Below are 14,116 nucleotides of genomic sequence, written 5' to 3' on the forward strand. Positions count from 1 at the left end.
GAGAGCCGGTCCACCGGTGCCCGAAAATTGGCTTTCTACACCTTTTTACCCTTCCTTTGGTGCTTCCCGCTCCGCCAGAAATCCTCCTGCGTCGGCTAGGAACTGCTCCACCACCGATTTGATGTCCACATTCTTGTCCCTCGAATTCTTTTTCAGGTGATATGTGAAGTACGGATTCTTCGGATCAGCGGTAAACGTCACCTTCTGACCGTATGCCGCCACCAGTTCCGGAATCTTCGTCACATCAATCCGTGCTTTCTCATAGAGAGTAAAACGGACACTCTCACCCTTCTGCGCCACTTCCGTAAAATAAAGCCGGTGCGCCATCGATTTGATTTTTGCAATGTAAAGCAGATTTTCCACGGACTTCGGCGGATCTCCGAAACGGTCGATCAGTTCCTCCGTCATCTCCTCCGTCTCCTCCTGCGTCTCAATGTCTGCGATGCGTTTGTAGATGTCCAGCTTCTGCAGTTCATTTGGAATATACCCCATCGGGATATAGGCGTCGATCACAATATCGATCGACGTGTCAAAGCTTTCCTCCACCGCGATGCCCTTCGCTTCCTTGACCGCCTCGTTTAGCATCTTGCAGTACAGATCATAACCAACCGCTTCCATGTGACCGTGCTGCCGCTCACCGAGCAGGCTGCCCGCTCCGCGGATTTCGAGATCACGCATGGCAATCTTAAAGCCACTTCCAAGCTCCGTGTACTCTTTGATTGCGGCAAGCCGCTTCTCCGCGACCTCCTTTAACATCTTATCCCGCTTATACATCAAAAACGCATACGCCGTGCGGTTCGATCTGCCCACACGCCCGCGGAGCTGATACAGCTGGGAAAGACCCATATTGTCCGCATCGTGGATAATCATCGTATTCACGTTTGAAATATCCAGTCCCGTCTCAATGATCGTCGTGGATACAAGCACATCGATCTCGCCGTTGATAAACCGATACATGATATTTTCCAGTTCGGTCTCCTTCATCTGTCCGTGCGCATATGCCACGTTCGCCTCCGGCACAAGCTCCGCAATCTTCGTCGCAACATCGGCGATCTCGCGCACTCTGTTGTATACAAAATACGCCTGCCCGCCGCGCGCCAGTTCCCTGGAGATTGCCTCCCGCACCAGTTCCTCATTGTACTCCATCACATATGTCTGGATGGGCACACGGTCCATCGGCGGCTCTTCCAGCACGCTCATATCCCGGATGCCAATGAGACTCATGTGCAGCGTCCGCGGAATCGGCGTCGCGGTCAGTGTGAGAACATCGATGTTGGTCTTAAGCTGCTTGATTTTCTCCTTGTGCGCCACGCCGAAGCGCTGCTCCTCGTCGATGATTAAAAGTCCCAGATCCTTGTAGACCACATCTTTGGACAGCAGCCGGTGCGTGCCGATGATGATGTCCACCTGCCCCTTTTTCAGCTTTTCGATCGTCTTTTTCTGTTCCGCGCTACTTCTGAACCGGCAGAGCAGATCAATGTTGACTGGAAAATCTTTCATGCGCTGCACAAAGTTGTTGTAATGCTGCTGGGCGAGGATCGTCGTCGGCACCAGAAATGCCACCTGCTTGCCATCCTGCACCGCCTTAAACGCCGCACGGATCGCAATTTCCGTCTTTCCGTATCCGACGTCGCCGCAGATCAGACGATCCATAATCTTCGTGCTCTCCATGTCGGCCTTGGTCGCTGCGATGGCAAGATCCTGGTCTTCCGTCTCCTCAAACGGGAACATCTCCTCGAACTCCTTCTGCCACACGGTGTCCGGTCCGAACGCAAATCCCCGGTCATTCTGGCGCACTGCGTAAAGCTTCACGAGGTCTTCGGCGATCTCCCTGACCGCTCCCTTGACCCTCGACTTGGTCTTGTTCCACTCCTGTCCGCCAAGCTTGTTTAACTTCGGCTTTTTCGCCCCCGCGCCTGCATATTTCTGGATCTGCTCCAGCTGCGTCGCCAGAATGTAGAGATTGCCCCCGCCTGCATACTCGATCTTGATGTAATCCTTCTCGGTCTTATCCACCTCGATCTTCTCAATACCGCGGTAGATGCCCAGTCCATGGCTCTCATGCACCACGTAGTCACCGATGTTCAGATCCGTAAAGCTTGCAATCTTCTCTCCCTCATAGATGCGCTTGCGCTTCTTTTTCTTCTTCTCGCCGCCGAAAATATCGCTCTCGGAGATCACAACAAACTTCAGCATCGGATACTCATATCCTTTTTTTATCTTGCCGTAACCCGTCATGATCTCGCCGGGCTTTACCTCGTGATCGTAGTCTTCCGAATAAAAAGCGTTCAGCCCCTCCGCCATCAGATCATCCGCCAGACGCTTCGCGCGCGTTCTCGATCCCGACAGCAGGATCACCTGATAGCCGTTCTTTTTGTAACGCTCCAGATCCTTTATCAGAAGTTCAAAGCTGTTGTTGTACGGATTGACCGTCTTAGACTGGATATTCAGCCGTGTTCCAATCTCCAGATGCGGATTCTTAAGGTCGAGTGCCACCAGCGAGATGCATCTGCGCCCCGCAAGTTTTCCCAGAATCTCCTTGCAGGTAAAAAGTTCCCGCATCTGCCCCGGCAGAATATAGCCTTTTTCCAGGCGCTGCTTCATGCTCTCCGAAAATTCGGTCTCCGTCGCCATTCCGCGCTCAATGCTCCGCGGCGTCTCATCCAGGAACACCAGCGTATCCTGTTTTCCAAAATAATCGAGCAAAGAGACGCGTTCCTCGCAAAAATAGGACAGGTAGGCGTCCAGCCCGGCAGAGAGGCCCAGCTCCCCGGCTTCCTCCGCCACCTGGTCCGCCGCAGACTTGACGCGGTACGCCTCCTCGGTCTTCATCTCCCCGCGGAGCTTTTCCGAAACCTGCTTTGCTTCTGCCAGAATGCGCGCAATACCGGCGTCGCGCTCCTCTTTGGTCAGCACCAGTTCGCACGCCGGATAGATGTGGACCTCATCCAGATTCTCGATCGACCGCTGGCTTTCCGCATCGAATGAGCGGATTGAATCGACCTCATCATCCCACAGTTCAATCCGGAACGGATTCTCCTCCGTCAGCGGGAAAATGTCAATGATTCCGCCGCGCACGGAGAATTCACCGCTTGTCTGCACCTGATAATTCTTCTCGTAGCCCAGTTCCGCCAGGTGCCTTGTAAACTGCTCCAGATCGATCACGTCCCCGACCGCCACTTTCCGCACCGCACTGATAAACTGATCCGGCGACGGCATCGGATTCATCAGTCCGTCAAACGTCGTTACAATTGTGCACGAGCGCTTTTCCGCCATCATCTTGAGGGCATTGATACGCTCCGCTGTCAGCACATTTCCCCGGATATCCGACTGGTAAAACAGAATATCCTTTGCCGGATAATAGGCAGCGTTCGGATCAAAAAAGCGGTATTCCTCCGCCAGTTCCTTCGCTTTTTGTTCCTGAAACGTAACAATGATTCTGTTTCCAGAACCATTGCCAATGCTGTACATCATATGTGGTTTAGCTGCATCGATACAGCCGGAAATCTGAATGACGCCGGATAGCTTCGGCAGTGCCGCTTCCAGGTCTTCAAATTCTTTCAGCCCCTGCATGGGCTGTGTGAATGTCTTCATGACTGACTCTCCCGCTTTTTCCTGTTAAAATCATTCATTGCCTGATCAATCTCATCCTCCAGGATCATCTCCGCAGCCTTTACGGATTCCTTCACCGCTTCCTCAAATGCCGCGCGGTCTTCCTCACTCATGCGTCCGAGCACATGATCCGCCAGATCCCATCCCGCCGGTTTTTCGCCGACGCCCACCTTAATCCGCTTAAAGTTCTCCGTCCCGGTCATTGCAATAATGTTCTTGATTCCATTATGCCCGCCGGCGCTCCCTTTTTTGCGGATACGGATGTTCCCCGGCGCCAGGCTGATGTCGTCAAAAATGACAAGAAGCTCCTCCTCGGGATCGATCTTATAATAATGTAAAAGTTCCGCCACGCTCTCGCCGCTTAAGTTCATAAATGTCTGCGGTTTTGCCAGAATCACCTTCTGTCCGCCGATCATCCCTTTGCCGAAAAGCGCCTTGTGTCCACTTTCGCTGATACTGATATTATATTTTTCCGCAAGGGCATCCATGACATCAAATCCCGCATTATGGCGTGTATGCTCATACTGCCTGCCCGGATTCCCCAGACCTACGATCAAGAACATCGCTATCTCCTATTCTTTGCTTTGTTGCCTGCAATTCTCCGCCGGATCACGACTGCTGCAGCCGCAAGCTGCTCCTGATCGTTGACCCCTGTGATATCCTCCGGGTCATCCAGCGCATACGCATCCACCTTCAGTCCCTTTTCCTTAATAATTGTGAGCGTATCCGGCAGATAGTATTCACCCTGCGCATTATTCGGCAAAATCAGATCCAGCGCCTCACGCAGCTCCTTCGTATCAAAAATATACATACCTGAGTTGATCTCGTGGGATGCCAGTTCCGCCTCCGTCGCATCCTTGTGCTCCACGCTCTTCACAAAATTGCCGTCTGCATCGCGGATAATTCTGCCGTATCCGGTCGGATCCTCGACCATCGCTGAGAGCACTGTCACTGTATTTCCACTCGCAATGTGATGCTCCCTTAATTTCTTTAAGGTCTCTGCCGTGATAAGAGGGGTATCTCCAAACAGAATCAGTGTCTGTCCTTCCTCCCCGAGAAATTCCTTTGCACACCGCACCGCATGACCGGTTCCCAGCTGCTGCTCCTGTAATACAAACTTTACGTCCTTGTGCGAAATGCTCTCCCGCACGATCTCGTATTTGTAGCCGACCACAAGGCAGATCTCACCGGCGCCGGCTCCCTCTGCCGCCTCAATCGCATAATCTACCAGACATTTTCCCTCTATGGTATGAACCACCTTCGGCAGATCCGACTTCATTCGTGTCCCTTTTCCCGCTGCAAGTATCACTGCTTTTAACTGACTCATCATACTCCTCCTGCCATCTATTGTAATTGACGATTCCTGCTGTCTTTTGTTTGATCTTGTCACAGTTCACGTTTCATTTTACCTTAGTTTGCAGATTTTACAAGAGTTTTCTGCACCGCTGCCCGATCCCTGCACGTATAAACAAATGCGCACAGGCTTTACCTTCCCGTAAAACCTGTGCGCATTTATTTTCCTGGGTAAGCTGCCATCCGGCTTCTTCCCGGTATTATTCCTCAGCAGCCATTGTCTCCTGGTATTTCTGAAGGATCAGAGTCTGTATCCGCTCTCTTGTGTCCGAATTGATCGGATGAGCGATGTCGCGGTATTCCCCGTCCGCGGCCTTTCTGCTCGGCATTGCGATGAACAATCCCTTGTCTCCCTCGATCACCTTGATGTCGTGTACCACGAACTCTTCATCGATGGTGATGGACACCACCGCTTTCATCTTGCCTTCCTTCTCGACTTTTCTGATTCTCACGTCCGTAATCTGCATAGATTCTGTCCCCCTTTAGTCCCTTCTCTACAGTACATACCTTTCGTTGTTCTCGGATACAATCTTGATACCGTTGTCGCCGCAGTAATAGGTGTTCGCCTTGAGTGTATCACGGCTCTCGACAATGCAGTTCTCAATATGTGTATTGTCGCCGATATAAACATCATTCAGAATGATGGAATTCTTAATCACACAATTCTTCCCGACAAATACCTTCTTGAACAGGATCGAATTCTCCACCTTGCTGTTGACGATGCATCCGCTGGCGATTAAGCTGTTGCGCACATCGGAACCGATATTGTATTTTGCAGGCGGGAGATCATCCACTTTGGAGTAAATCTTCGGCTCATCATGGAAAAAGTATTTCCGCACCTCCGGTTTTAAGAAATCCATGTTCGTCTGATAGTAGGATTCTACGGTCGCAATATTGCTCCAGTATTCCTTCATCTTATAACCATAGATCTGTTTCATATTCTTATAGCGGATCAGAATATCCGTCACAAAATCCCAGCGTTCTTCCGCTGCGCTGCGCTCTAGCATCTCAATGAGCTGTCTTCTGCGCACGATATAGATTCCGGTCGATACCGTGTTCGACTTGGATACCATCGGTTTTTCCTCGAACTCTACAATCTTGGAATCTTCATTCATCCGGACCACGCCGTATCTGCTGACATCCTCTCCCGGCGCCATATCCTTGCATACCACCGTAATGTCTGCCTTCTTCTCAATGTGGTAATCAAGTACCTTATTATAATCCAGCTTGTAAATGCAGTCACCGCTCGTGATAATGACATATGGCTCGTGGCGCTTCTTCAAGAAATTGATGTTCTGATACATGGCATCCGCTGTTCCGCGGTACCACCAGCTGTTATCCACGGTTACTGTAGGATTGAATACAAACAATCCGCCCTGTTTGCGCCCGAAATCCCACCACTTGGAGGAGCTCAGATGCTCGTTTAACGATCTCGCACTGTACTGTGTCAGAACCGCAACAGTCTGCACATGGGAGTTGCTCATGTTGCTGAGTGCGAAATCAATGCTTCGATAGCTTCCGCCGATCGGCATTGCCGCAATCGCCCTCTTGTTGGATAATTCCTGCATACGGCTGTTATTACCACCAGCTAAAATAATTCCTATTGCCTTCATACCGAGTCACCTGCCTTAATGATTACTTCACCGCTCTCAAGAATTCCGTTCGGGTAATCTTCCTTGTCCGTCGTACCGGAAATTGCCGTGTTCTTTCCTATCTTAACACCGTCCGGTATCACACTGTCTTCTCCGACCGTCACCAGACCAAAGGAATAGATGCTCGCATTGAGCTTATTCGGTGCCTCTTCTCCAATGCCAAGCTCGGTGTTCGCTCCCACCTGGCAGTTCTCTGCTATAATTGATTTATCGATGATAGCATTCTCGCCAATCGTTGTTCCTTTCATCACAATGGAATCCCGGATCACTGCCCCCCTGCCGATCGTGACGCCCGGTCCGATCACGGAACTATGTACCTCGCCGTATACCTCGGTTCCTTCACCGATGATGCTCTTCTCCACAACGGAATCCGCGGAGAGATACTGTGGCTCGATAATATCACTCTTCGTGTAGATCTTCCAGTATTCCTCGTACAGATTGAACTCCGGAATCAGGTCGATGAGCTCCATATTTGCTTCCCAGTAAGAGCCGAGTGTACCGACATCCTTCCAGTAGCCGTTGTATTCATATGCAAAGAGACGTTTTCCATTCTCGTGGCAATACGGGATGATATGCTTACCAAAATCACATCCGCTCTGATCCTTCATGGCATAGAGCGCTTCTTTTAAGGTATCCCAGCTGAAAATATAGATACCCATGGACGCCAGATTGCTGCGCGGCTTTTCCGGCTTCTCTTCAAAATCCATGATCTTCTTGTTCTCATCTGCGATCACGATACCAAAACGGCTTGCCTCCTCAATCGGCACCGGCATCGTGGCAATCGTCACATCCGCATGATTCTCCTTATGGAAATCAAGCATAACCTCATAATCCATCTTATAAATATGGTCGCCGGATAAGATCAGCACATATTCCGGATGATACTGCTCCATATAATTCATATTCTGAAATATTGCGTTTGCCGTTCCGGAATACCACTCGCTGTTATCGCTCTTCTCATAAGGCGGTAACACCGTCACTCCCCCGCTGTTACGGTCCAGATCCCACGGAATACCGATTCCGATATGGGTATTCAGACGTAATGGCTGATACTGGGTCAGAACTCCGACCGTATCAATTCCGGAATTGATGCAGTTACTCAGAGGGAAATCGATAATGCGGTACTTTCCTCCGAACGCAACTGCAGGTTTGGCAACCTTCGCTGTAAGCACTCCCAGGCGGCTGCCCTGGCCTCCAGCTAATAGCATGGCTATCATTTCTTTTCGAATCACGTCAATCACCTCTCGTCTTTCTAGTCAGTCTATTCCTCTTTGCACTTATAATTATAACATAATCGTCCACCCATGTACATCATTTTTCACAAATTTGCCAGTACATTTTTCTATTTTTTGACATTTTCGTCAAATCTTTTCTCTTTCTACACTCCTCTTTCACTTTCTGTCGAAAATATTTTATCCCAAAAGAATTTGCAAATCAGTAAGATAAGGTTATAATGAACTTTATCATAGAAAGAAAAACAGGCAGGTAGAATTATAATGTATAAAATCAATTTCAAAGAACCCATACATATCCATTTTATCGGGATCGGCGGCATCAGCATGAGCGGGCTTGCCGAGATTCTCTCCGAAGAGCATTTTACGGTATCCGGATCCGACGCAAAGGAATCTGATCTGACCAGACACTTAGAGCATCTCGGCATCAAAGTTTACTACGGTCAGACAGCCGCAAACATCACGGATGATATTGATCTTGTCGTCTACACCGCTGCCATCCACGAGGACAATCCGGAATTCGCCTGTGCGCGCGAAAAAGGAATTCCGATGATGCCGCGCGCAGAGCTGCTCGGACAGATCATGGACAATTACCGCAACTCCATCGCGGTGGCAGGCACCCACGGCAAGACGACCACGACATCCATGATCAGCCAGATCCTTCTTGCAGCCAAGTGCGACCCGACCATCACGGTCGGCGGTATTTTAAAAGCGCTCGACGGCAACCTGCGGGTAGGCAAGTCCGATTTCTTCCTGTCGGAAGCGTGTGAATACACGAACAGCTTCCTGCATTTTTATCCGAAATACAGCATCATTCTGAATATCGAAGCAGAACATCTCGACTTCTTTAAAGATATTCAGGACATCCGCCATTCATTCCACCAATTTGCATCCAACACCCGGGAGGACGGCGCGATCATCATAAACGGCGATATTCCGGATTATACCGAGATTACCGCCGGATTAAAGCCGCAGGTAATTACCTTCGGTCTCAGTGACAGCTGCACATTCCATCCGGCAGACATCACATTCGATGAAAAAGCCTGTGCAAGCTTCACCGCCATGAAAGGACAGGAAACTCTGATGAAAGTCACGCTTCACGTTCCGGGCATGCACAACGTATCCAACGCACTGGCTGCCATTGCGCTGGCAGATGATCTTGGTCTTGCCGCTGACGCGGTCGCAAAAGGATTATCCGACTTCGGTGGTGCCGACCGGCGTTTCCAGTACAAAGGCTGCGTGGACGGCGTCACCATCATCGACGACTATGCGCATCACCCGACGGAGATCCGCGCGACGTTAACCGCTGCCAAGAACTATCCGCACAAACGGCTGGTTCTCTGCTTCCAGCCGCACACCTACTCGCGCACCAAGGCATTTTTAGAGGATTTTGCCGATGTGCTCTCCCTCGCTGATGTGGTTGTCCTTGCCGACATCTACGCCGCCAGAGAGAAAAATACCTACGGCGTCTCCTCCCGCGATATCCTCTCCAAGCTCAGGGAACGCGGCACGGAATGCTATTATTTTCCGTCATTTGAGGAGATCGAAAAATTTTTATTAAAAAATTGTGTAAACGGAGACTTGTTGATAACTATGGGCGCCGGAGACATTGTAAATGTTGGCGAACATCTTCTCGGCAAATAAGTTATCCACTTTATCCACATTCAATTGGGGAAAACTTCAACTTTTGAATGTGGATTTTTTTGTTTACATAATCCTTATACACGTTTCCTGCACTTTTGCCGTCTTTGCCGTCTTTTGCGCCAAACCTTTCGTTTCCATAATCCGGTTTCCACCGGATTCGTTTTCTTTATCCACATTATCCACATTTCTGCGGTCGATTGTCTGTGCCGGATGTGTTCCGGAAAAGATACTTCTCATTCCAGTTTTCCTGTGCTATAATGCATCAGGGAATGTCGGCGGCTGCCGTACATTTCGCTTGTTACGTTTGAGAAAGAGGAGTCGGTTTCAATGGCAAATATTAAGCTACACAGTGACAGTCCAGTCTCTGCAACCAGTGTTTCCAACACGTTTATCGATGAATATATGTCTGATGCCAACGGGGAATTCGTCAAGATTTACCTCTACTTGCTGCGCCTTATGAATGCGCCGCAGGCGTCTTTTTCCATTTCTTCCATCGCGGACAAGTTCGAGCACACGGAGAAGGATGTCAAGCGTGCCCTTGCCTATTGGGAGCGCATGCACCTGCTGCAGCTTGAATATGACAATGATAAGAATCTGACCGGTATCCGCATGCTGGATTCTTCGTCCAGAGATGCCGCCCCGTCTGATCCGGGGACTTCCGGAAGACAGACAGAGCCAGCCGGCGCACCGGTACAGAACGCCCCTGCTTCCGCCGCTTTGGCAGAAACACCGGCACCGGCGCAGACAGTTCCTGCCAAAAAGAGCTATTCCGCGGACGATATTTTGAATTTCCGCCAGAATGAATCCGTCGCAGAGCTGTTCTTCATCGCAGAGCGTTATCTCGGCCGCACCTTAAGCGCCACCGACATCAATACGCTTCTCTATTTTTATGATGTGCTCGGATTTTCCACCGAGCTGATCGTATACCTGATTGAGAGCTGTGTGAGCAACAATCACACCAGCATCCGATACATAGAAAAAGTCGCACTTGGCTGGGCAGATCAGCATATCACGACCGTCGAGGAGGCCAAGCAGGGTTCCCCGGTTCTTGGCAAAATGTACTACGCCGTGATGAACGCGTTCGGCATTACCGGACGCAAGCTGGTTTCCACCGAGATCGCTTATATCAGCCGCTGGACGAACGAGTACGGTTTCGACTCTGACATCATCCTTGAGGCATGCAAGCGCACCATGGCAAGTCTGCATCAGCCGAACTTCAAATACACGGATTCCATTCTTTCCGACTGGAACAAAAAGCAGGTTCACCATCTGTCCGACATTGCAAAACTGGATGCGGTGCACCAGGAACGCAAAAAAAGTTCCGCTTCCGCTGCCGCCAATACAGCATCCAAAAACAAGTTCAACAATTTCACGCAGCGCTCCTACGACTACGACGAACTGGAGCAGATGCTTTTGACCACGAACGTACACTGATTTAAAGGGGAAACAGATGCCGCTAAGCAATTCACAGTATGACGAGATATTCCGCAAATATGACGAAAAACAGTTAGCCAGCCAGCACCAGCTCGAGCGCCGCACAAAGGACGTCTACGCCCGGATTCCGGCACTTAAAGAGATCGATGACGCGATCGCTACCTGTTCTGTCGAGCAGGCACGCCGGCTGTTAGACGGAGATGAGGCCGCTCTGGCCACGCTCCGTGAAAAGCTCTCGGACTACCGCAGGCAGAAGGAGCAGTTGTTGCAGGAGCACGGGCTTACTTCTGATTATCTGAAGCCGGTGTACCACTGTCCGGACTGCAGGGATACCGGTTATGTGAACGGCAGACGCTGTCACTGTTTTGAACAGGCAGCCATCAATCTGGTCTATACCCAGTCCAACTTAAAAGAGATTCTGGAACGTGAGAATTTTTCCACGTTTTCCTTTGATTACTATTCTGCGGATGACATCAATCCGGCAACCGGACGCTCGTCCCTTGAGACAGCAAAGGATGCCGTCGCAAAATGCCACGATTTTATCGATCATTTCGACAGCACGTTCTCCAATCTTTACCTCTACGGAGATACCGGCATCGGCAAGACCTTTTTGTCCAACTGTATTGCCAAGGAGCTGTTAGACCGCGGTCATTCCGTCATTTACTTTACCGCATTCCAATTATTTGATATATTAAGCAAGGGCGTGTTCAAACGGGACGAGGAGGCACTGCTTTCCCACCGGAATATTTTCGACTGCGATCTGCTGATCATCGATGATCTCGGCACGGAGCTGTCCAATTCCTTTACGACCTCGCAGTTATTTTTATGTATCAACGAACGCATTCTGCGGCAGAAATCCACGATCATCTCCACAAACCTCGGGATGAACCAGCTTGCCGATATTTATTCAGAGCGCGTTTTATCCAGAATATCCAGCAATTACACATTATTAAAGCTCTTCGGCGCGGACATCCGTATCTTAAAGCGCAACCGTTAACATTTTTATCCATGTATTTCATTAGAGCAATCTATTGAAAATAAAACCTATGTAACTATTCTTTAATGGAGGAACCATTCATGCCAAACGATGAAAGAAACTTAGAAACCATGCCTGACGGAGCATTGGGTCTCATCCCACTGGAAAGCTGCAAAGAACTCGGTCTTAAGGTAGACCAGTACCTTGTCGGCTGGCGCGAAAAGAGACAGCACCAGCACCAGAACGACCCTGCGTTCAAGGGCTATCGCAGAGATTCTTATATCATCTCAACCGCAGTGCCGCGTTTCGGAACCGGCGAAGCAAAGGGTGTCATCAAAGAGTCTGTCCGCGGCTATGACCTGTATCTGATGGTCGACGTTACCAATTACAGCCTCACCTACTCTGTATGCGGTTACAAGAACCACATGTCTCCGGATGACCACTATGCAGATTTGAAGCGTATCATTGCTGCTGTCGGCGGAAAAGCAAGACGTATTACCGCGATCATCCCGTTCTTATATGAGAGCCGTCAGCACAAGCGCACCGCCCGTGAATCCTTAGACTGCGCGCTTGCCCTGCAGGAGCTCACCGCTATGGGTGTCGACAACATCATCACCTTTGACGCACATGACCCGCGTGTACAGAACGCCATTCCGCTCAAGGGATTTGAGACCGTACAGCCTGCTTATCAGTTCATCAAGGGTATCTTAAGAGAAGTCAAAGACTTAAAGATCGATGCAGAGCATATGATGATTATCAGCCCGGATGAGGGTGGTACCAACCGTGCCGTATATCTGGCTAACGTGCTCGGTCTGGATATGGGTATGTTCTACAAGCGCCGCGACTACAGCAAGATCGTAGACGGCCGCAACCCGATCGTTGCACATGAGTTCTTAGGTTCCTCCGTCGAGGGCAAGGATGTGATTATCATCGACGATATGATCTCCTCCGGCGAGAGTATGATTGATGTTGCTACCGAGTTAAAGAAGAGAAAGGCAAACCGTATCTTCGTTGTTGCAACCTTCGGTCTGTTCACCAACGGCCTGGAGCGCTTTGACGAGGCTGTTGCAGGCGGCACAATCTACAAGGTCGTAACCACCAACCTGACCTATCAGACACCGGAACTGCTCGCAAAGCCATATTATATCAACTGCGACATGAGCAAATACATTGCTTATATCATTGATACGTTAAATCACGACAGCTCGATCAGCGATCTCTTAAATCCGTATGACCGCATCCAGCGTCTGGTTGCAAAGTACAAAGCAGAGCAGAACTAAACAAAATCCAAAAAGGGACTGCCCGCTAAAAGCGTCAGTCCCTTTATTATGCCTATGTATTAAAACAAGTCTACTCTGCCAGCAATTTTCTGATTGATCACATAATACGCTGCGTTCTCTTCCGGCTTTAAGTAGAGCTGAAGTGATTTGATCGTGGATGCTCTGTGACCTTCTGCCACAAACTGCTCTGTCACTTTCTTAATGGCATCCTCTACCACGCCTTCACGTCCCTGATACTGGATATACACTTCAGGCTTAAGCTCTTCCTTTGCTGCCTTCTTCGCTGTCTTTGTTCTTGGTTTTCTTTTCTTTGCGGTCTCAGCTGCTGTCTTCTTCGGTTCTTCTACCTTTGTAGCCGCCTTTACCTCTGTCTCTTTGGCTGCGTTCTTCGTCTCCTCGACTTTTGCCACAACCTTTGCAGTTGCTTCCTTCGCTGCTGTCTTGGTCTCCTCAACCTTCGCCGCAACTTTTGCTTCTGCTGCCTTTACTGCTGCCTTAGTCTCATCAAGTTTCGCTGTCGTCTTTTTTTCCATTATGAGAGCCCTCCTCCTCATCAAAAAAACTACTCACATACTAAAAACTTTTCCATTGCTACTAATGCTTCCTCTTCATCACTGCCCTCGGCAACGATGTTCACCGTCATTCCTTTGGACGGGTTAAATGCCATGATTCCCATAATACTCTTCGCATTTATCCGGCGGTTGTTACTCTCAAGTGTAATATCACTGTCAAATCTGCAGGCAACCTGAACCAGTTCTGCAATCGGATTACTATGTTCCTCTGAGACATTCGATACAACAATCTCTTTTCTGCTCATAATCTCTCCATTTCCTCTTTTCAAGTACTACGTCTCAAAATATAACCCATCTATTTCCAATTTGCAATAGAAGAACATGAAATCTGTTAAACTTACACGAATAATTTCCTACTTTA

The 14,116-nt window shown here is 49.5% G+C and carries 13 protein-coding genes; 4 read left to right on the forward strand and 9 right to left on the reverse strand.

All coding sequences use genetic code 11. From position 1 onward, the window contains the following. Positions 1-45 precede the first annotated feature (45 nt). The 6 genes from mfd to RHOM_RS12780 all read right to left on the reverse strand — a co-directional run bounded on the left by mfd (position 46) and on the right by RHOM_RS12780 (position 7,849). Positions 46-3,594, reverse strand: a complete 3,549-nt coding sequence (gene mfd / locus RHOM_RS12755) for a transcription-repair coupling factor (RefSeq protein ID WP_014080741.1) — start codon at positions 3,592-3,594, stop codon at positions 46-48. After that, positions 3,591-4,175: an aminoacyl-tRNA hydrolase gene (pth, locus tag RHOM_RS12760; RefSeq protein WP_014080742.1), complete on the reverse strand. Its 585-nt coding sequence runs from the start codon at positions 4,173-4,175 to the stop codon at positions 3,591-3,593. The genes mfd and pth overlap by 4 nt, the downstream gene beginning before the upstream one ends. Before the next feature lie 2 nt (positions 4,176-4,177). Then, entirely contained in the window at positions 4,178-4,939 is a 762-nt protein-coding gene (locus tag RHOM_RS12765; protein ID WP_014080743.1) for a sugar phosphate nucleotidyltransferase, read from the reverse strand. A 226-nt stretch (positions 4,940-5,165) separates the two neighbouring features. Then, positions 5,166-5,432, reverse strand: a complete 267-nt coding sequence (spoVG, locus tag RHOM_RS12770; protein ID WP_014080744.1) for a septation regulator SpoVG — start codon at positions 5,430-5,432, stop codon at positions 5,166-5,168. A 27-nt stretch (positions 5,433-5,459) separates the two neighbouring features. Then, entirely contained in the window at positions 5,460-6,578 is a 1,119-nt protein-coding gene (gene glgD, locus RHOM_RS12775; protein WP_014080745.1) for a glucose-1-phosphate adenylyltransferase subunit GlgD, read from the reverse strand. Continuing rightward, positions 6,575-7,849 carry a glucose-1-phosphate adenylyltransferase gene (locus RHOM_RS12780; RefSeq protein WP_270853890.1) on the reverse strand — a complete coding sequence of 425 codons (1,275 nt, stop codon included), beginning with the start codon at positions 7,847-7,849 and terminating at the stop codon, positions 6,575-6,577. The genes glgD and RHOM_RS12780 overlap by 4 nt, the downstream gene beginning before the upstream one ends. A 264-nt stretch (positions 7,850-8,113) precedes the next feature. Here RHOM_RS12780 and murC point away from each other — a divergent pair, with 264 nt between their 5' ends. After that, positions 8,114-9,493, forward strand: a complete 1,380-nt coding sequence (gene murC / locus RHOM_RS12785) for a UDP-N-acetylmuramate--L-alanine ligase (protein WP_014080747.1) — start codon at positions 8,114-8,116, stop codon at positions 9,491-9,493. A 63-nt stretch (positions 9,494-9,556) separates the two neighbouring features. On the opposite strand, the gene RHOM_RS17600 is transcribed toward murC, so the two are convergent. Then, entirely contained in the window at positions 9,557-9,730 is a 174-nt protein-coding gene (locus RHOM_RS17600; RefSeq protein WP_014080748.1) for a hypothetical protein, read from the reverse strand. 90 nt (positions 9,731-9,820) lie between these two features. Between RHOM_RS17600 and RHOM_RS12790 the strand changes: the two genes are divergently transcribed. The 3 genes from RHOM_RS12790 (at position 9,821) to RHOM_RS12800 (ending at position 13,183) form a co-directional block, all read left to right on the forward strand. Then, positions 9,821-10,927 (forward strand): DnaD domain protein, encoded by a 1,107-nt coding sequence (locus RHOM_RS12790; RefSeq protein WP_014080749.1) that lies wholly within the window; start codon positions 9,821-9,823, stop codon positions 10,925-10,927. Between the two features lie 16 nt (positions 10,928-10,943). After that, positions 10,944-11,924, forward strand: a complete 981-nt coding sequence (locus RHOM_RS12795; RefSeq protein ID WP_014080750.1) for an ATP-binding protein — start codon at positions 10,944-10,946, stop codon at positions 11,922-11,924. A gap of 80 nt (positions 11,925-12,004) precedes the next feature. Further along, positions 12,005-13,183 (forward strand): ribose-phosphate pyrophosphokinase, encoded by a 1,179-nt coding sequence (locus RHOM_RS12800; RefSeq protein ID WP_014080751.1) that lies wholly within the window; start codon positions 12,005-12,007, stop codon positions 13,181-13,183. A 59-nt stretch (positions 13,184-13,242) separates the two neighbouring features. Here the strand turns inward: RHOM_RS12800 and RHOM_RS12805 are convergent, their stop codons facing one another. Together RHOM_RS12805 and RHOM_RS12810 are read right to left on the reverse strand one after the other, a co-directional pair. Next, positions 13,243-13,716, reverse strand: coding sequence for a DUF6465 family protein (locus RHOM_RS12805; protein WP_014080752.1), 474 nt, complete (start codon positions 13,714-13,716; stop codon positions 13,243-13,245). A gap of 29 nt (positions 13,717-13,745) precedes the next feature. Beyond that, entirely contained in the window at positions 13,746-14,000 is a 255-nt protein-coding gene (locus RHOM_RS12810; protein WP_014080753.1) for an HPr family phosphocarrier protein, read from the reverse strand. Positions 14,001-14,116: the final 116 nt, after the last annotated feature.

The sequence above is a fragment of the Roseburia hominis A2-183 genome, assembly GCF_000225345.1.
Classification (GTDB): domain Bacteria; phylum Bacillota; class Clostridia; order Lachnospirales; family Lachnospiraceae; genus Roseburia; species Roseburia hominis.

Coding starts and splice junctions, on each gene's coding strand:
- mfd (WP_014080741.1), bottom strand. CDS start 3,594: ATGAAGACATTCACACAGCCCATGCAGGGGCTGAAAGAATTTGAAGAC.
- pth (WP_014080742.1), bottom strand. CDS start 4,175: ATGTTCTTGATCGTAGGTCTGGGGAATCCGGGCAGGCAGTATGAGCAT.
- RHOM_RS12765 (WP_014080743.1), bottom strand. CDS start 4,939: ATGAGTCAGTTAAAAGCAGTGATACTTGCAGCGGGAAAAGGGACACGA.
- spoVG (WP_014080744.1), bottom strand. CDS start 5,432: ATGCAGATTACGGACGTGAGAATCAGAAAAGTCGAGAAGGAAGGCAAG.
- glgD (WP_014080745.1), bottom strand. CDS start 6,578: ATGAAGGCAATAGGAATTATTTTAGCTGGTGGTAATAACAGCCGTATG.
- murC (WP_014080747.1), top strand. CDS start 8,114: ATGTATAAAATCAATTTCAAAGAACCCATACATATCCATTTTATCGGG.
- RHOM_RS17600 (WP_014080748.1), bottom strand. CDS start 9,730: ATGAGAAGTATCTTTTCCGGAACACATCCGGCACAGACAATCGACCGC.
- RHOM_RS12790 (WP_014080749.1), top strand. CDS start 9,821: ATGGCAAATATTAAGCTACACAGTGACAGTCCAGTCTCTGCAACCAGT.
- RHOM_RS12795 (WP_014080750.1), top strand. CDS start 10,944: ATGCCGCTAAGCAATTCACAGTATGACGAGATATTCCGCAAATATGAC.
- RHOM_RS12800 (WP_014080751.1), top strand. CDS start 12,005: ATGCCAAACGATGAAAGAAACTTAGAAACCATGCCTGACGGAGCATTG.
- RHOM_RS12805 (WP_014080752.1), bottom strand. CDS start 13,716: ATGGAAAAAAAGACGACAGCGAAACTTGATGAGACTAAGGCAGCAGTA.
- RHOM_RS12810 (WP_014080753.1), bottom strand. CDS start 14,000: ATGAGCAGAAAAGAGATTGTTGTATCGAATGTCTCAGAGGAACATAGT.